General features: G+C 57.7%; 17 protein-coding genes. 7 read left to right on the top strand and 10 right to left on the bottom strand.

Features of this window, described 5'->3' with window-relative positions; genetic code table 11:
* Positions 1–2: 2 nt before the first annotated feature.
* Together gsiC and gsiD are read left to right on the top strand one after the other, a co-directional pair.
* Positions 3–923 (top strand): glutathione ABC transporter permease GsiC, encoded by a 921-nt coding sequence (gene gsiC, locus IM304_RS04820; protein ID WP_193356587.1) that lies wholly within the window; start codon positions 3–5, stop codon positions 921–923.
* Between the two features lies 1 nt (position 924).
* Positions 925–1,836, top strand: coding sequence for a glutathione ABC transporter permease GsiD (gene gsiD, locus IM304_RS04815; RefSeq protein WP_193356586.1), 912 nt, complete (start codon positions 925–927; stop codon positions 1,834–1,836).
* A gap of 102 nt (positions 1,837–1,938) precedes the next feature.
* Here gsiD and rimO read toward each other — a convergent pair whose 3' ends face one another.
* Positions 1,939–3,264 (bottom strand): 30S ribosomal protein S12 methylthiotransferase RimO, encoded by a 1,326-nt coding sequence (gene rimO / locus IM304_RS04810; protein ID WP_193356585.1) that lies wholly within the window; start codon positions 3,262–3,264, stop codon positions 1,939–1,941.
* 217 nt (positions 3,265–3,481) lie between these two features.
* On the opposite strand from rimO, the gene bssR reads away from it, so the two are divergent.
* Together bssR and IM304_RS04800 are read left to right on the top strand one after the other, a co-directional pair.
* Positions 3,482–3,865, top strand: coding sequence for a biofilm formation regulator BssR (bssR, locus tag IM304_RS04805; RefSeq protein ID WP_148418693.1), 384 nt, complete (start codon positions 3,482–3,484; stop codon positions 3,863–3,865).
* A 106-nt stretch (positions 3,866–3,971) separates the two neighbouring features.
* Positions 3,972–5,090, top strand: coding sequence for a PQQ-dependent sugar dehydrogenase (locus IM304_RS04800; protein ID WP_193356584.1), 1,119 nt, complete (start codon positions 3,972–3,974; stop codon positions 5,088–5,090).
* Here the strand turns inward: IM304_RS04800 and IM304_RS04795 are convergent, their stop codons facing one another.
* Positions 5,091–5,717: a glutathione S-transferase family protein gene (locus IM304_RS04795; RefSeq protein ID WP_148418695.1), complete on the bottom strand. Its 627-nt coding sequence runs from the start codon at positions 5,715–5,717 to the stop codon at positions 5,091–5,093.
* Between the two features lie 243 nt (positions 5,718–5,960).
* Between IM304_RS04795 and dacC the strand changes: the two genes are divergently transcribed.
* Positions 5,961–7,166 carry a serine-type D-Ala-D-Ala carboxypeptidase gene (dacC, locus tag IM304_RS04790; RefSeq protein ID WP_148418696.1) on the top strand — a complete coding sequence of 402 codons (1,206 nt, stop codon included), beginning with the start codon at positions 5,961–5,963 and terminating at the stop codon, positions 7,164–7,166.
* Positions 7,167–7,233: 67 nt separating this feature from the next.
* Here dacC and deoR read toward each other — a convergent pair whose 3' ends face one another.
* From deoR to IM304_RS04775, 3 genes are all read right to left on the bottom strand, one after another.
* Positions 7,234–7,992 (bottom strand): DNA-binding transcriptional repressor DeoR, encoded by a 759-nt coding sequence (deoR, locus tag IM304_RS04785; protein WP_193356583.1) that lies wholly within the window; start codon positions 7,990–7,992, stop codon positions 7,234–7,236.
* 67 nt (positions 7,993–8,059) lie between these two features.
* Positions 8,060–8,668 carry an undecaprenyl-diphosphate phosphatase gene (gene ybjG, locus IM304_RS04780; RefSeq protein WP_148418698.1) on the bottom strand — a complete coding sequence of 203 codons (609 nt, stop codon included), beginning with the start codon at positions 8,666–8,668 and terminating at the stop codon, positions 8,060–8,062.
* A 7-nt stretch (positions 8,669–8,675) separates the two neighbouring features.
* Entirely contained in the window at positions 8,676–9,404 is a 729-nt protein-coding gene (locus tag IM304_RS04775) for a phosphatase PAP2 family protein (protein ID WP_193356582.1), read from the bottom strand.
* 167 nt (positions 9,405–9,571) lie between these two features.
* Between IM304_RS04775 and IM304_RS04770 the strand changes: the two genes are divergently transcribed.
* Positions 9,572–10,801 (top strand): MFS transporter, encoded by a 1,230-nt coding sequence (locus IM304_RS04770; RefSeq protein ID WP_193356581.1) that lies wholly within the window; start codon positions 9,572–9,574, stop codon positions 10,799–10,801.
* A gap of 46 nt (positions 10,802–10,847) precedes the next feature.
* On the opposite strand, the gene IM304_RS04765 is transcribed toward IM304_RS04770, so the two are convergent.
* Positions 10,848–11,660 carry a Cof-type HAD-IIB family hydrolase gene (locus IM304_RS04765; protein WP_148418701.1) on the bottom strand — a complete coding sequence of 271 codons (813 nt, stop codon included), beginning with the start codon at positions 11,658–11,660 and terminating at the stop codon, positions 10,848–10,850.
* On the bottom strand, positions 11,650–12,864 hold the full coding sequence (locus IM304_RS04760) for an MFS transporter (RefSeq protein ID WP_193356580.1): 1,215 nt from the start codon (positions 12,862–12,864) through the stop codon (positions 11,650–11,652). The genes IM304_RS04765 and IM304_RS04760 overlap by 11 nt, the downstream gene beginning before the upstream one ends.
* 82 nt (positions 12,865–12,946) lie before the next feature.
* On the opposite strand from IM304_RS04760, the gene IM304_RS04755 reads away from it, so the two are divergent.
* Positions 12,947–13,504, top strand: a complete 558-nt coding sequence (locus tag IM304_RS04755; protein ID WP_193356579.1) for a TetR/AcrR family transcriptional regulator — start codon at positions 12,947–12,949, stop codon at positions 13,502–13,504.
* A gap of 18 nt (positions 13,505–13,522) precedes the next feature.
* Here the strand turns inward: IM304_RS04755 and arsC are convergent, their stop codons facing one another.
* The 3 genes from arsC to IM304_RS04740 are packed head-to-tail and all read right to left on the bottom strand — an operon-like array spanning position 13,523 to position 15,617.
* Complete coding sequence (gene arsC, locus IM304_RS04750) at positions 13,523–13,954, bottom strand: glutaredoxin-dependent arsenate reductase (protein WP_176678644.1); 432 nt, start codon at positions 13,952–13,954, stop codon at positions 13,523–13,525.
* Positions 13,955–13,966: 12 nt separating this feature from the next.
* Entirely contained in the window at positions 13,967–15,256 is a 1,290-nt protein-coding gene (locus IM304_RS04745; RefSeq protein WP_193356578.1) for an arsenic transporter, read from the bottom strand.
* A 40-nt stretch (positions 15,257–15,296) separates the two neighbouring features.
* Positions 15,297–15,617: a metalloregulator ArsR/SmtB family transcription factor gene (locus IM304_RS04740; protein ID WP_176610784.1), complete on the bottom strand. Its 321-nt coding sequence runs from the start codon at positions 15,615–15,617 to the stop codon at positions 15,297–15,299.
* Between the last annotated feature and the right edge of the window lie 604 nt (positions 15,618–16,221).

Here is a 16,221-nt window from a genome sequence, read left to right as displayed (position 1 = left end):
TCATGCTGAATTATGTGTGTAAACGCCTGCTGGGGCTAATCCCGACGCTGCTGATTGTGGCCGTGCTGGTGTTTTTGTTTGTCCACATGCTGCCCGGCGATCCGGCGCGGTTAATTGCCGGGCCGGAAGCGGACGCGACGGTTATCGAGCTGGTGCGTAAACAGCTGGGGCTTGACCAGCCGCTGTACCGGCAGTTTCTGCATTACATTGGTAACGTCCTGCAAGGAGACTTTGGCATCTCGATGGTGTCGCGTCGGCCGGTATCGGAGGAGATTGCCAGCCGCTTTATGCCGACCTTCTGGCTAACGCTTGCCAGCATGGGCTGGGCGGTGATATTTGGCCTGGGCGCAGGGATTGTGGCCGCCGTCTGGCGCAACCGCTGGCCGGATAAAATCGGCATGGCGCTGGCGGTCACCGGCATCTCTTTCCCGGCGTTTGCGCTGGGCATGCTGCTGATGCAGATTTTCTCGGTCGAGCTGGGCTGGTTGCCCACCGTCGGGGCCGACACCTGGAAGCACTACATTCTCCCCTCCATGACGCTTGGCGCAGCCGTTGCGGCAGTGATGGCCCGCTTCACCCGCGCCTCGTTTGTTGACGTGCTGAGCGAAGATTATATTCGCACCGCGCGGGCGAAAGGGGTTAGCGAGAAATGGGTCATCCTCAAGCACGGTTTTCGTAACGCGATGATCCCGGTGGTGACGATGATGGGGCTTCAGTTTGGCTTTCTGCTGGGCGGCTCTATCGTGGTAGAGAAGGTCTTCAACTGGCCGGGGCTGGGGCGTCTGCTGGTCGACTCGGTCGACATGCGCGACTACCCGGTGATTCAGGCGGAAGTCCTGCTTTTCTCGCTGGAATTTATTCTTATCAATCTCGTGGTGGACGTGTTCTACGCCGCCATTAACCCGGCTATCAGGTATAAATAAGATGCGATTATTTAACTGGCGTCGTCAGGCCATTTTGAACGCTATGCCGGGGATCAGGCCGGACCATATTCGCACCCCGTGGGTTGAGTTCTGGCGGCGATTCCGCCGTCAGCCGGTCGCGATGGTCGCCGGGCTGTTTGTGTTGCTGCTGATCCTGGTGGCGATGGTTGCACCGTGGATAGCCCCGTTTGATGCGGAAAACTACTTCGACTACGACCGTCTGAACGATGGCCCGTCGATGATGCACTGGTTTGGCGTGGACTCGCTCGGGCGCGATATTTTCAGCCGCGTGCTGGTAGGGGCGCAAATCTCGCTGGCGGCCGGGGTTTTTGCGGTGCTGATAGGCGCGGCGATTGGCACCGTGCTGGGGCTGGTGGCCGGGTACTACGAAGGCTGGTGGGATCGCATCATCATGCGCATCTGCGACGTGCTGTTTGCTTTTCCCGGCATTCTGCTGGCCATTGCCGTGGTGGCGGTGATGGGCAGCGGCATGGCGAACGTCATCATCGCCGTGGCGGTATTTTCCATACCCGCCTTCGCTCGCCTGGTGCGTGGCAACACGCTGGTGCTCAAGCAGCAGACCTTTATCGAGTCGGCACGCAGCATGGGGGCCAGCGATGCCACCATCCTGTTCAGCCATATTCTGCCGGGGACGGTGTCGTCCATCGTGGTCTACTTCACCATGCGCATTGGCGTGTCGATTATCTCGGCGGCGAGCCTGTCGTTTTTGGGGTTAGGGGCACAGCCGCCGACGCCGGAGTGGGGTGCGATGCTGAACGAGGCGAGGGCGGATATGGTGATTGCGCCGCACGTGGCGATCTTCCCGAGCCTGGCGATTTTCCTCACCGTGCTGGCGTTTAATTTACTGGGTGACGGGCTGCGCGACGCGCTGGATCCGAGGATTAAAGGGTAGGTTTTGCGTGACCTTACGGCTTGCCCCTCACCCTAACCCTCTCCCCAGAGGGGAGAGGGGACTGATCGGTGCGGTCTGTTTCCTGAGGTGAGGGGGGAGAAATTAAACCCGGCTGCCCCACAGGTCATATTCGTCGGCGTTTTCAACCTTCACGCGGATGATGTCGCCCGGCTTGACGCTGGTTTCACCGTTCAGATACACCGCGCCGTCGATTTCAGGGGCGTCCGCCATGCTGCGGCCAATCGCGCCTTCTTCATCCACCTCGTCGATGATGACCAGAATCTCGCGGCCTACTTTCTCCTGCAGGCGTTCAGCAGAGATCTGCTGTTGCAGCTGCATAAAGCGGTTCCAGCGCTCCTCTTTCACCTCTTCCGGTACCTGATCCGCCAGCTCGTTGGCGGTTGCGCCTTCAACCGGGCTGTACTTGAAGCAGCCTACGCGGTCCAGGCGCGCTTCCTTCAGGAAGTCGAGCAGCATCTGGAAGTCTTCTTCGGTTTCACCCGGGAAGCCGACGATAAAGGTGGAACGCAGGGTCAGGTCAGGGCAGATTTCGCGCCACTGTTTGATGCGCGCCAGCTGGCGGTCAACGGAGCCAGGACGCTTCATCAGCTTCAGAATACGCGGGCTGGCGTGCTGGAGCGGGATGTCGAGGTACGGCAGGATTTTGCCTTCCGCCATCAGCGGGATCACGTCATCAACGTGCGGGTACGGGTAGACGTAGTGCAGTCGCGTCCAGATCCCGAGCTTAGCGAGCTGCTCGCACAGGCCAACCATGCTGGTTTTCACCGGCTCGCCGTTGTGGAAGCCGGCGCGGTGCTTCACGTCCACGCCGTAGGCGGAGGTGTCCTGGGAGATGACCAGCAGCTCCTTGACGCCCGCATCGGCGAGGCGCTTGGCTTCTGCCAGCACTTCACCAATCGGACGGCTTACCAGATCGCCACGCATCGACGGGATGATGCAGAAGGTGCAGCGGTGGTTGCAGCCTTCGGAAATTTTTAAGTACGCGTAGTGGCGCGGCGTCAGCTTCACGCCCTGTTCCGGCACCAGGCTCAGGAACGGGTTGTGCTTTGGCTTTGGTACGTAGTGATGAACATGTTCCAGCACCTGCTCGTAGCTGTGCGGTCCGGTGATCTCCAGCACCTTCGGGTGCACCTCGCGGATCTGATCCACTTTTGCACCCAGGCAGCCGGTCACAATCACCTTGCCGTTTTCCGTCAGGGCTTCACCAATGGCTTCCAGCGACTCCTGGACCGCGCTGTCGATGAACCCGCAGGTGTTGACGATCACCATGTCGGCGTTGTCGTAGCTTGGCACCACGTCATAGCCTTCGGTGCGAAGTTCAGTCAGGATGCGTTCGGAATCCACCAGGTTTTTCGGGCAGCCCAGGGAGACAAAGCCGATTTTCGGCTGGTGCATAACATTGCTCATAGATTAAAAATTCATCAATTATGGAATTATCAGGGCGGGATTTTACAGCGTATCGCGGGGGATTTATACATTCTTTATGGCTCTGTTGAATGCGCCATACGTTGTAACATTGTAAATAATGTTAATCAGTTAACGTTTATTGATCCTGGGCATTAAATTGTACAAAAATTAACCGTATTCTGAAGGTGGTACCATGGCTGACAGAGGAGGAAATAGCATGTCCGTTGACAGACTGAAACGCGATCTGCTTAACAAGCTGATCAACGCCCGACTCGACCTGGCTGCTTATCTGCAACTCCGCAAGGCGAAAGGGTATATGTCAGTCAGCGAAAGCGAAAATCTGCGTGATAACCTGTTTGAACTTTGCAATTACATGCGTGAAAAAGCACCGACCCTGAAAGCGCAATACGCGGACAGCGAGCTGACGGCGCTGCGCCGTTCCGCCGAGGTGCTCTCCATAGCAGGGGTATGTTTGATGAACGGACGTCACGACTGCCCAAATTTTATTGCGGTCAACGCAGAGAAGCTTGAAAACTGCCTGACAACGCTCTCTCTTTGCATCATGTGTCTGAACAAGCCTGAAACCCTTGTCCGGCAATGAACCCGGGGGAGGCAACTCCCCCTTTTGCTTAAGCTTTTGTAAAAGTGTTAACGCGCCCGGTAACAGTGGCTAATCTTTATGCCATATGCCGATAAAGGAGTGCGTTATGCCTCGTTCCTCACTGATTTTCCTGCCCGTACTGCTATTCCCCGTTTCGCTTCTTGCCGCGCCAGAATCGGTAAAGGTTGAGGTGTTACAGACGAAGCTCGATCATCCCTGGTCGCTCGCTTTTCTCCCGGACAATAAGGGGCTGCTGGTCACGCTAAAGGACGGGCAGCTTAAGCACTGGCAGGCAGGGAAAGGGCTCTCCGATCCGATTGTTGGCGTGCCGAAGGTATGGGCGAGCGGCCAGGGCGGCCTGCTGGACGTGGTGCTGGCCCCGGATTTTGAACGGTCGCGGCGGGTCTGGCTAAGCTTCGCCGAGGCAGGTAATGACGGAAAAGCGGGGACCGCGGTAGGCTACGGGCGGCTGAGCGATGACCTGTCGCGCATTGAGGGATTCCAGGTGGTGTTCCGCCAGATGCCGAAGCTCTCCACCGGCAACCACTTTGGCGGACGGCTGGTGTTTGACGGCAAAGGCCACCTCTTTATTGGCCTTGGTGAAAACAACCAGCGCCCGACGGCGCAGGATCTGGATAAGCTTCAGGGCAAGGTGGTGCGCCTGACGGAAGACGGGAAAGTGCCGCCGGATAACCCGTTTGTGAATACTGCCGGGGCGCGTCCCGAAATCTGGTCTTACGGCATTCGTAATCCGCAGGGGATGGCGATGAACCCGTGGAGCGACACGCTGTGGCTCAACGAACACGGCCCGCGCGGCGGGGATGAGATCAACATTCCTGAGAAGGGGAAAAACTACGGCTGGCCGATGGCGACCCACGGCATCAACTACAGCGGCCTGAAAATCCCGGAAGCGAAAGGCGAGCACGTTGAGGGCACGGAAAAGCCGCTGTTTGTCTGGAAGGTCTCGCCGGCCGTCAGCGGTATGGCTTTCTACAATAGCGACGTTTTCCCGCAGTGGAAAAACAAGCTGTTTATTGGCGCGCTGAAGGAAAAAGACATCATCGTGCTGAGCGTGGATGGCAATAAGGTGACGGAGGACGGGCGCATTCTTGGTGATAAAAATCAGCGTATTCGCGACGTGCGCGTGGGACCGGATGGCTATCTGTACGTGCTGACCGACGAGACGGACGGGCAGCTGCTGAAGGTCAGCCCGTCCGGCGCGTAATCAGCTCACCGGGATCATCACCACGTTACGGTAAGCTGGACGCTCGCTGAGCTGGCGGATCCAGCGCTCAAGGTGCGGGCGCGGAGCCCAGCTCAGCCCCATATTGGTCAGGTTCCAGACAAAAGGGGCGACGGCGATATCGCCCACGCCAAACGCGTCGCCGGAGAACCAGGCGTGCTTCGCCAGTTCGTCGTCCATCATGGCAAACAGCGATTCGCAGGCGTCCTGCGCGGCGTGAATGGCAGGATAGTCACGTTCTGCTTCCGGCGTGCGGATCAGCCCCATCAGGATCACGCGGTGGGTTGGGGAAAGCGTCTGGTTTGCCCAGTCCATCCATTTTTCACCCTGGGCGCGCCGGGCCGGGTTTTCTACCCACAGGCGGCCCTGGCCGTACTGAGCGGCAAGGTAACGCACGATGGTATTGGACTCCCACAGCGTGGCGTCCGTCTCGTCATCACGCAGCAGCGGCACCAGCCCGTTTGGATTCATCGCCAGATAGTCAGCGTCCTTATTAACGCCGAACGACAATCCGGCCATGATTTGATTGAACGGTAAATCCAGCTCCTCCAGCGTCCAGAGCACTTTCTTCACGTTTGTCGAATTGTTCCTGCCCCACAGCGTAATCATATTTACTCCCGATGAGATGTGAATCCGAGTCAGCTTTTTGCCATGGTGAGATAAACCTAACAATTACGCAACAGATGCTAAAAAAAACGCCGTAATCAAAGCGTATCTGAATGTTATTGCATAAACTTTAAAAACTTTACCTGGAACAGGTTTCTTTGAACGCTGTAGTGCGCTATTACTCATCGCTTCTTGCGACACGGTGATTGTGACGTGATTTTTAGAATGGACACTCGGGTGGCATTTATGACGCAAAAAACTTCTTCTCTGCGCAGCCTGGCGGCAGGCTCGGCGCTGCTTTTCCTTTTTGCCCCAACGCTCTATGCGGCGGAACAGACGGCGCCCGAAGCGCCACCTGTCGATGCGCGCGCCTGGATCCTGATGGATTACGCCAGCGGCAAAGTGCTGGCAGAGGGTAACGCCGACGAAAAACTCGACCCGGCGAGCCTGACGAAAATAATGACCAGCTATGTGGTTGGCCAGGCGCTGAAAGCGGGCAAGATCAAGCTGGATGACATGGTCACCGTCGGGAAAGACGCCTGGGCGACCGGCAACCCGGCGCTGCGAGGCTCATCCGTAATGTTCCTGAAGCCCGGCGACCAGGTGTCCGTTTCCGATCTGAATAAGGGGGTCATTATTCAGTCAGGAAATGATGCCTGTATCGCGCTGGCCGATTACGTGGCGGGCAGTCAGGATTCATTTATTGGCTTAATGAACGGCTACGCGCAAAAGCTGGGCCTGACCAACACCACGTTTAAAACCGTTCACGGCCTGGACGCGCCGGGTCAGTTCAGTACCGCGCGTGATATGGCGCTGCTGGGCAAAGCGCTGATCCATGACGTTCCGGATGAATATGCCATCCATAAAGAGAAAGAGTTTACCTTCAACAATATTCGCCAGCCTAACCGTAACCGCCTGCTGTGGAGCAGCAACGTCAACGTGGACGGTATGAAAACGGGGACAACCGCCGGGGCGGGATATAACCTCGTGGCCTCCGCAACCCAGGGCGATATGCGCCTGATTTCGGTGGTGCTGGGCACTAAAACCGACCGCATTCGCTTTAACGAATCAGAAAAGCTGCTGACATGGGGCTTCCGCTTCTTTGAAACCGTCACGCCGATTAAGCCGGACGCCACCTTTGTAAGCCAGCGCGTCTGGTTTGGCGACAAGCGCGAAGTGAGCCTGGGGGCGGGTGAAGCCGGTTCCGTGACCATTCCTCGCGGCCAGCTGAAAAACCTGAAAGCCAGCTATACCCTGACCGATCCGCAGCTCACCGCGCCGCTGAAAAAAGGCCAGGTGGTCGGGACGATTGATTTCCAGCTCAACGGTAAGTCGATTGAACAGCGTCCGCTGGTGGTGATGGAAGCGGTGGAAGAGGGCGGCTTCTTCAGCCGGATGTGGGATTTCGTCCTGATGAAATTCCACGGATGGTTCGGCAGCTGGTTTAGCTAAACCTTATGGGTTTTCTCCCGCTCCCAAAGGGAGAGGGCCGGGGTGAGGGCAGCAGGCCGCACCCCGCTTAATACATCAACTTCACCTGCTGCGCTTTCGCGTACGCCACCAGCTCGTCGTCCGGTCGGCAATCGCTCACGATGGCGTCGAAGCGCGACAGTTCCCCCATCCTTGCCGGGCGCACCTTGCCAAACTTACTGTGGTCAACCACCAGCACGTGGTGCTGCGCGGCGTTAAGCGCCCAGTGTTTCACCGGCAGCTCTTCGAGGTTAAAACAGGTCGCTCCCTGCTGCACGTTCACGCCCGCCGCAGAGTAAAAGGCGATATCCGGGCAGAGGTTGCTGAGCGTGTCCTGAATGTTCAGCGGCTTGAAGATGGCATTGCTGGCGTGAAACTCACCGCCGCATAAAATCACCCGGCACGCCGGTTTCTCCTGTAGCGCCAGAAAGGTGTTCAGGGAATAACAGACGGCGGTAAAAGGAAGGGTGCTGTCGATGGCCTCGATGATCCACGGGGTGGTTGTTCCGCAGTCAAAAAACAGCGTTTGATGCGGCTGCACCAGCGAGGCGGCGAGCCGCGCGGCTTTGCGCTTCTCTTCCACCAGCCGCGTTTTTTGATCGCTTAACAGGTAGTGGCTGGCGCTACGCGGTTCAAGGACGATATACCCACCCAGCAGCACAACGGGAGCGCTGTCGCTGTTCAGATCGCGGCGAATGGTCATTTCAGACACGCCGAGCAGGCTGGCGGCTTCCTTGAGATGCAGCTTATCGCTGCGCTTCAGCGCCTGGAGCAGCTGAGCAATGCGGTCATCGCGGCGTGTTTCCATAGATCCTCGGGCTAAAAAAGTGAGCCCCCGCAGGGCGGGGGCTCAAGTGTAACCTGACGGACCGGGGTTAGTCACGTATCCAGCCTTTGCGGATCGGGAGGGCAAACAGAACGCGATAGGCCTGTGATAATCCACGATAAAGCGCCGGACCAAAGAGGCTCCACATGATGGCCGCGCTGACGCAGCCCATCAGTCCGACCAGGAAACCGCCGACCATATCCAGCGGCCAGTGCACGCCCAGGTATACGCGGGACCAGGCGATGGCGAGCGCCACTCCCATCAGCACCGCCCCGGACCACAGGCGATGCCAGAACAGGAACGCCAGCGCGAAGGTGAAAATAACCGTGCCGTGATCGCTCGGGAACGAGTCATCCGGCGCATGGTGCAGGAAGTTGTAGCCGACGCGTTCGACAAACGGCCGGTCGTGCGGGAAGGCGTGGCCCAGCGCGTAGCTTGCCAGTACGCTGACGCCGATCGCCATCGCCATTTTGATCACCAGATGGCGCTGCGCGGTAACCTGTGTGCGTGGCCCCCATAGCCAGAGGATCGCGGCGAGAGCCGGTACAATGCTGATCACATCCTTCGCAATGAAGGTGGCGAGGTCAATCATCCATTCCGGTGACGACGGCGTGGCGTTGAGCAGGTAAAACAGTTCGTAGTTCAGATTCTCTAACATAGTATCGTTACTCTTTAGCAAACCAGGTAGAAACCAGCCCGTAAGCCAGCACCTGGGAAAACCAGACCCACCACCCGGCCCACAGGTTGTGAGAGAAAAAATGTGCCCCGCGCATCACCTGCCCGAAGCCCATCAAAAGGCCCATCGCCGCACCCAGCGCGACGAAGGCCCAGGCCAGGCGCGGACGTTCGCGCCAGAAGGCAAAAAACAGCCCCATAATCATAAAGCCGCTCGAGGCGTGGCCGCCGGGAAAGCAGCGCCCCGGCCCGCTGTCTGCCGGAACGGCGCTGAACAGGGGGTACGAAACGGCTTTGCCGCCATACTCCACCAGATCCCACGGGCAGCTGTGGTGGCTCAGGCTTTTCAGCGCGCCGACCACCAGCGCTCCCAGGCCCATCAGCAGCGCGGCCGTTACCAGCCTGGCATTGCGCCTGAAGGCGCCGTAAATAAGCGCCACGGCGGCCAGCGCAATGGCCACGTATTTCGCCAGCCGATGGTTCAGCAGATCCAGCAGCGGGTTTTGCTGTAGCGGAAACTGGTGCGCCGCGGCGTCATACCAGAAGCCGGTTATCCACCGGTCGAGCGATTCATCGCGCGAAAGCCAGGTAAAAAGCAGGGCAAGAACGATCAGCACGAAAAGCTGATAACCATAAAAGCGGGTCGGCAAACGGTAAAGTCGTTTTGTCTTAGTTGTCGGTAACTTAGATAATTCTGAAGGGCTGGCGACGTGTGTCATGTTTTCGATCGGTAGCGTGAAATGGCACTATCATAGAGAGGCCAACTTAAGGAAACCTTAAACAACAACGATAAGTGCTTTATTTCTGTTATTTCACGCTAATGTGCTATCTCAGACAGCGGCAATTCATTACACTCATCGCGATTTTTTCATACTAAAGAGATTGCATGATAAACCGTTCTTCTTCCGGTAATCGTCTGGGTCGTCAGGCGTTACTTTTTCCTCTGTGTCTGGTGCTCTACGAATTTTCTACCTATATCGGCAACGACATGATCCAGCCTGGCATGCTGGCCGTTGTTGAGCAGTACAACGCAGGTATTGAGTGGGTGCCGACATCCATGACCGCCTATCTCGCGGGCGGCATGTTTTTACAGTGGCTGTTAGGGCCGCTGTCGGATCGTATTGGCCGCCGTCCGGTAATGCTGACGGGCGTGGTGTGGTTTATCGTTACCTGTCTCGCCACGCTGCTGGCACAAAACATTGAGCAGTTCACCCTGCTGCGCTTCCTTCAGGGCGTGAGCCTGTGCTTTATCGGCGCCGTGGGCTATGCCGCCATTCAGGAGTCGTTCGAGGAGGCGGTGTGCATCAAGATCACCGCGCTGATGGCGAACGTGGCGCTGATTGCACCGCTTCTGGGTCCGCTGGTGGGAGCCGCATGGGTGCACGTTGCGCCGTGGGAGGGGATGTTTGTGCTTTTTGCCGCGCTCGCGGCCGTCTCCTTCTTTGGTCTGCACCGCGCGATGCCGGAGACCGCCACCCGCCTGGGAGAAAAGCTCTCGCTTAAAGAGCTGGGGCGTGATTATAAAGCGGTGCTGAAGAACGGCCGTTTTGTGGCGGGCGCGCTGGCGACGGGCTTCGTCAGCCTGCCTCTGCTGGCGTGGATTGCCCAGTCGCCGGTGATCATCATCAGCGGCGAGCAGCTTAGCAGCTATGAGTATGGCCTGTTGCAGGTGCCGATTTTCGGCGCGCTGATTATCGGTAACCTGGTGCTGGCGCGTCTGACGTCGCGTCGCACCGTGCGTTCGCTGATTATTATGGGCGGCTGGCCCATTGCGGCAGGGCTGATTATTGCGGCGGCGACCGTAGCCTCGTCTCATGCCTATCTCTGGATGACCGCGGGGCTAAGCGTCTACGCGTTTGGTATTGGCGTGGCGAATGCCGGCCTGGTGCGCCTGACGCTGTTCGCCAGTGAAATGAGTAAAGGCACGGTGTCTGCCGCGATGGGCATGCTGCAAATGCTGATTTTCACCGTCGGTATTGAGGTGAGCAAGCACGCTTACGCGTTTGGCGGCAACGGGCTGTTCAGCCTGTTCAACCTCGCCAACGGCGTGCTGTGGGTAGGGTTAATGGTGGTGTTCCTGAAAGACAAACGCGTAGGAAGCGCGCTACAACCGTAATCCTTATTCCCTCTCCCGGTGGGAGAGGGAACCAGAGCGCACGAAATCAGTTAAACGGCGCTTCCCCGTTCAGCACCTTATCAATCACGTCCAGCACGCCTTCGTCATTATTATTCGGCGCCTCAAAGCGGGCCACCGCTTTAATGTGCGGTTTGGCATTGGCCATCGCGAAGCCATACCCTGCCTGGCGCAACATCTCCACGTCGTTACCGCTGTCGCCAAAGGCCACCACCTCGCTGTCCTCAATGCCCCAGCGCGCCTGGAGGATCCGCAGGCCGTTAGCTTTATGCACGCCGGGGATAATCAGGTCGATACTGCCGTGTCCGGTGGTCACCGGCACCATAATGTCGCCGAGCTTTTCATGCAGCAGCGCCTGAATGCGCGGTATTTCGTCGTCCGAGACGTTAAGCCCGAACTTGAAGAAAATATCGTTGAGGTTGTCGAAACTGCTGACGCTTTCAAGGCGGTGATAGTACTTCAGGGCAATCTCTTTAAAGAGGTCGTCATAGGTTTTCAGCGTGTAGGCGCTGTTTTTTCCGCAGGCGATAATCTCAATGCCGGGAACGTCGTTTAACAGGGTGGCGACGGTCAGAAAGTGCTCTTTCGACAGCTCGCCGTTAAATACATCTTCACCGGCATCAACGACCCAGCCGCCGTTTTCGGCGACAAAGGCGATCTCGTGGGCGATCTCCGGGAAAAACGAGATCAGCTGGTAGTACTGGTTTCCGCTGGCCACCACAAAACGAATGCCTTGAGCCTTCATGCGCGCGTACTGCGCCAGAAAACGCGCCCGATTGTAGGTTTTCGCATCGCTCAGGAAGGAGCCATCCATGTCGACTGCAATCAGCTTAACGCTCATATCCCTTCTCCATTGTCGTTTGTTCAGCTTCCGGTTTTGCCACCGCGCGCGCCACCAGTGCGGCAATAATCACTAACCCTAATACCACCAGCATGGCGCTGCGCAACCCGTAGTGCTCGCCGAGGAACCCAAGCAGCGGCGGCCCCACCAGGAAAGCAAGGTAGCCGGTGGTCGCCACGACGCTTACGCGGGTTGGCGCATCCGGGCCGGTATCGCTGGCGGCAGAAATGGTCAGCGGGAAGCCGAGAGAGGCGCCCAGCCCCCACAGGATCACCGACACGCCGGCAATCCAGTCTACGTCCACAAAGATAATCATCGCGATGCCCAGCCCGCCCAGCAGGGCGCTGGCGCGCACCACCGCGACGCGGCTGTAGCGGTCGATAAACCAGCCGCCGGTAAAGCGTCCGACGGTCATACCGAGCGTAAAGCCGGCGTAAATCAGCGAGCCGGAGGTGGGGCTAAAGCCGTGCCCGTCCACCATCAGCAGCGGAAGCCAGTCGTTGGCGGAGCCTTCCGCAAACGCCATCGCCAGCACCACCACGCCAATCAGCATCAGCTGGAGATCGCGGTAGAAGGGCAACCCTTTTGCCGCAGACTTTTGTTCATCCGAGGCGTTTTGTCCCGTACCGGCGGGAATAGCCCGGATGCCGGTGAGGATGGGGATAATGCAGACCAGCGCCGCCAGTAATATGTGCACATTGGCGGCAATGCCCAGCGCCGTCAGCGCCATCCCCACGCCCGCGCCCGCCAGCGTGCCGAGGCTGTAAAAGCCATGCATCATCGGCAGCACCGTTTTGTTCATCTCCTGCTCGACGGCGGCCCCTTCAACGTTAATGGCCACTTCTGCTGCTCCAAAGCTGCCGCCGAACACCATCAGTCCGAGGGCGAACATCAGGGGGGAGGCAAACCACAGCGCCACGCTCAGCGCAAGCATACCGACCACGGCGAAGCACATGGTGGTGCGGATCACCGTGCGGGTGCCAAAGCGCTTCACCAGCCAGGCCGAGCACAGGATGCCGCTCATCGAACCAATCGACAGGCCAAACAGCACAATCCCCATTTCCGCCGTGGAGACGGAGAGCGTATCGCGGATTGCGGGCGTGCGCGTCGCCCAGGAGGCCATCAGCAGCCCGGGGATAAAGAAGAACATAAACAGCGCCCACATGCGAAGTTGCAGGGCTTTGCGAGGAGAAGTCAGCGTCATTGGGGTCAGCACCAGAAGTACAACGATAGCGACAACACTAGCAACTTTGTGTACATTTGTACATAAACCGGATGAGGATTTTATGAGCAGACCACCGAACGACCCCAACCGTCGGGAGAAGATCCTCCAGGCGACGCTGGACACCATCGCCGAGCACGGTATTCACGCCGTCACGCACCGCAAGATTGCAACCTGCGCAGGCGTGCCGCTGGGGTCGATGACCTACTATTTCGACGGTATGGAGCCGCTGCTGGAAGAGGCGTTCACCTGGTTTACGCAGCAGATGTCGCAGCAGTACCGGGATTTCTTTGCAGGCGTTACCGGGCGGGAGAGGGCGTGCGAGGCGATAACCACGCTGATCCACAGCTCAGCGGTGACCACCCCGCACAATATGGCGCTGATGTACCAGCTATATGCCTTTATGCACCGCAGTAACGCGCTGCGCACGGTCATGCAGGACTGGATGAAGATGAGTCAGACCACGCTTGAGCAGTGGTTTGATCCGGCCACCGCCCGCGCGCTGGACGCGTTTATCGAAGGGATGACCCTGCATTTTGTAACCGACCGCGCGCCCTTAACCCGGGAGGAAATCCGGGCGATGGTGGGCCGTATTGCGCGGGAGCAGGCGCCCAGCGCTTAACGGCAGGGCGCCGCGACGTTAACGGCCCTTAATTTTTTGACCGGAAGCGTCTACGACCGCTTCGCCATCCTCTTTGGTAAACGCCCCTTTTTGGGCGTCGGGCAGAATATCCAGCACTCGCTCCGAGGGGCGACACAGCCTCGTTCCCAGCGGGGTAACGACGATCGGGCGATTGATCAGGATCGGATATTGCAGCATGTAGTCAACGAGCTGGCTGTCGTTAAACCTGTCTTCCGCCAGGCCCAGCTGCTCATAAGGCTCGACGTTTTTTCGCAGCAGGTCACGGGGGGCAATACCCATGTCGGCAAGCAGCGTCACCAGCTCGTCGCGAGAGGGCGGAGTCTCGAGATACAAAATAATTTCGGGTTCGGTGCCGCTGTTGCGGATCATCTCCAGCGTATTGCGCGACGTGCCGCAGGCCGGGTTGTGGTAGATGGTAATGTTGCTCATATCAGGTACTCACTACAGTGTGACGGAGAGACGTAACGCCAGCGCGGCGAGCGTTACAAACAGGACCGGCAGCGTCATCATAATGCCCGTCCGAAAATAGTAGCCCCAGCCGATCGTCATGTTTTTTTGCGCCAGCACATGGAGCCAGAGCAGGGTGGCAAGGCTGCCGACGGGCGTGATTTTTGGTCCCAGATCGCAGCCAATCACGTTAGCGTAAATCATCGCCTCTTTAATCAATCCCGTTGCCGAGCTGCCTTCAATGGAGAGGGCACCAATCAGCACCGTTGGCATATTGTTCATTATGGACGACAGGAAGGCGGTGATAAATCCGGTTCCCAGCGTGGTGGCCCAGAGCCCGTATCCGGCCAGGCGATCCAGAACGCCGGAGAGAGACTCCGTCAGCCCGGCGTTGCGCAGGCCATACACCACCAGGTACATCCCCAGCGAGAAGATAACGATCTGCCACGGCGCGCCGCGCAGCACCTTACCGGTATCAATCGCGTGCCCGCGTTTTGCGACGGCAAACAAAATCAGCGCGCCCGCACTCGCGATGGCGCTGACGGGAATGCCGAGAGGCTCAAGCACAAAGAAGCCGATCAGGAGTAATACAAGGACGATCCAGCCCGTTCTGAAGGTTGGCAGATCGTTAATGGCCCGCGCCGGCTCCCGGAGTTTCGACAGATCGTACGTCGGAGGAATGTCCTTGCGAAAGAACAGGTGCAGCATGACCAGCGTTGCGGCAATCGCGGCGATATCAACCGGGATCATCACCGAGGCGTATTCGCTGAACCCCAGCGTAAAGAAGTCTGCCGACACAATGTTGACCAGGTTGGATACAATCAGCGGCAGGCTGGCGGTATCGGCGATAAAGCCTGCCGCCATCACAAACGCCAGCGTCGCCTGCTTGCTGAACCCGAGCGCCAGCAGCATGGCGATAACGATAGGCGTCAGGATCAGCGCCGCACCGTCATTGGCAAACAGCGCCGCAACGGCCGCCCCCAGCAGCACGATCCAGGTAAACAGCAGCCGTCCCCGACCGTTTCCCCAGCGGGCAACGTGCAGCGCCGCCCACTCGAAAAAGCCGGACTCATCCAGCAGCAGGCTGATAACGATCACCGCGATAAACGTGGCCGTGGCGTTCCAGACAATATTCCAGACCACCGGTATATCGTTAACGTGGATAACGCCGCTCGCCAGCGCCAGCGCGGCGCCAATGGTCGCGCTCCAGCCGATGCTGAGCCCTCTGGGTTGCCAGATGACCAGCACCAGTGTGAATAAAAAAATCGCCCCTGCCAGAAACATTGCTTACTCCATAATATCTGATTTTGTGAATGTATTTTTCTTAGCACGCACCCGGAAGGTTGCTTTTCAGCTTCAGGCGGGTCTCTTCCCGCAGGCAGTTCCAGCTGTTATCGATAACGGACGCTGCCCACGCGGGCATGTTCGGAGATAACCGGTAATGGACCCATTTTCCCTCCCGGCGATCGATGACCAGCCCGGACTCCCGGAGCAATGCCATATGCCTGGAGACTTTCGGCTGCGGCTCGCCGGTGGCGGAGCAGAGATCGCAGACGCACAGCTCCCCCGCTTCACGCAGAAGCATGACGATGGAGAGCCGCGTTTCGTCGGAGAGGGTTTTGAAAAGCTGAACGGGGTGAAGCATCTGGCGATCCTAGGTGGTTTTCTGTCATATTCATTAAATCATATATGTTTGTGGCAGGTGAAGGAAGGGCTGGAGGGAAAAAGAATATCCTTAAAGAAGCGCTTTGACGTTGGGCCGCCGTCTTTGAGCCGCATACATGAAGGGGTTAGAAGATCATTTATTTCTGATTTTATCAAATATCTTTATCGTTATGAGATACGCGACCGTTGCGGATGTCACCAGAATCAAGATATCGATATTTATATATGTTTCGTACATTGTCTCCGCATTCACATCGCCATAGATGAAGTCGCAAATAGCGGTTGCAACGTTATGATTAATATAAGCTGTTGAAGGACCCAGCGTGCGTCCTGTCAGAAAGCTGATTAACACAAACCAGACGGCCTTAAGCAGCCTTGAGCCACATTTAAGGGCAGGTATGAGATCTGAATAAGCTCTGTGTTCATAAGAGCGATTCATTAATCGGAGTAACCCGCGTTTTTTATGCAGCCTTCCGGCGCTGTACGCAAATGGAGCCTTCATTCCTGTTTCTTCCATCAAGTGCATTAATTCGTCCCAGCGTACGCGCCCTCCCTGTATGGAAGTTCAAATCAGATCATGTTTA

It is taken from the genome of Enterobacter cloacae complex sp. P40C2, assembly GCF_014930695.1.
Classification (GTDB): Bacteria; Pseudomonadota; Gammaproteobacteria; order Enterobacterales; family Enterobacteriaceae; genus Enterobacter; species Enterobacter pasteurii.
This window is presented reverse-complemented; position numbering and strand designations above follow the sequence as displayed.

What these genes read in the sequence shown, in the direction of transcription:
- gsiC (WP_193356587.1), top strand. Translation starts at nt 3, where the DNA reads ATGCTGAATTATGTGTGTAAACGCCTGCTGGGGCTAATCCCGACGCTG.
- gsiD (WP_193356586.1), top strand. Translation starts at nt 925, where the DNA reads ATGCGATTATTTAACTGGCGTCGTCAGGCCATTTTGAACGCTATGCCG.
- rimO (WP_193356585.1), bottom strand. Translation starts at nt 3,264, where the DNA reads ATGAGCAATGTTATGCACCAGCCGAAAATCGGCTTTGTCTCCCTGGGC.
- bssR (WP_148418693.1), top strand. Translation starts at nt 3,482, where the DNA reads ATGTCCGTTGACAGACTGAAACGCGATCTGCTTAACAAGCTGATCAAC.
- IM304_RS04800 (WP_193356584.1), top strand. Translation starts at nt 3,972, where the DNA reads ATGCCTCGTTCCTCACTGATTTTCCTGCCCGTACTGCTATTCCCCGTT.
- IM304_RS04795 (WP_148418695.1), bottom strand. Translation starts at nt 5,717, where the DNA reads ATGATTACGCTGTGGGGCAGGAACAATTCGACAAACGTGAAGAAAGTG.
- dacC (WP_148418696.1), top strand. Translation starts at nt 5,961, where the DNA reads ATGACGCAAAAAACTTCTTCTCTGCGCAGCCTGGCGGCAGGCTCGGCG.
- deoR (WP_193356583.1), bottom strand. Translation starts at nt 7,992, where the DNA reads ATGGAAACACGCCGCGATGACCGCATTGCTCAGCTGCTCCAGGCGCTG.
- ybjG (WP_148418698.1), bottom strand. Translation starts at nt 8,668, where the DNA reads ATGTTAGAGAATCTGAACTACGAACTGTTTTACCTGCTCAACGCCACG.
- IM304_RS04775 (WP_193356582.1), bottom strand. Translation starts at nt 9,404, where the DNA reads ATGACACACGTCGCCAGCCCTTCAGAATTATCTAAGTTACCGACAACT.
- IM304_RS04770 (WP_193356581.1), top strand. Translation starts at nt 9,572, where the DNA reads ATGATAAACCGTTCTTCTTCCGGTAATCGTCTGGGTCGTCAGGCGTTA.
- IM304_RS04765 (WP_148418701.1), bottom strand. Translation starts at nt 11,660, where the DNA reads ATGAGCGTTAAGCTGATTGCAGTCGACATGGATGGCTCCTTCCTGAGC.
- IM304_RS04760 (WP_193356580.1), bottom strand. Translation starts at nt 12,864, where the DNA reads ATGACGCTGACTTCTCCTCGCAAAGCCCTGCAACTTCGCATGTGGGCG.
- IM304_RS04755 (WP_193356579.1), top strand. Translation starts at nt 12,947, where the DNA reads ATGAGCAGACCACCGAACGACCCCAACCGTCGGGAGAAGATCCTCCAG.
- arsC (WP_176678644.1), bottom strand. Translation starts at nt 13,954, where the DNA reads ATGAGCAACATTACCATCTACCACAACCCGGCCTGCGGCACGTCGCGC.
- IM304_RS04745 (WP_193356578.1), bottom strand. Translation starts at nt 15,256, where the DNA reads ATGTTTCTGGCAGGGGCGATTTTTTTATTCACACTGGTGCTGGTCATC.
- IM304_RS04740 (WP_176610784.1), bottom strand. Translation starts at nt 15,617, where the DNA reads ATGCTTCACCCCGTTCAGCTTTTCAAAACCCTCTCCGACGAAACGCGG.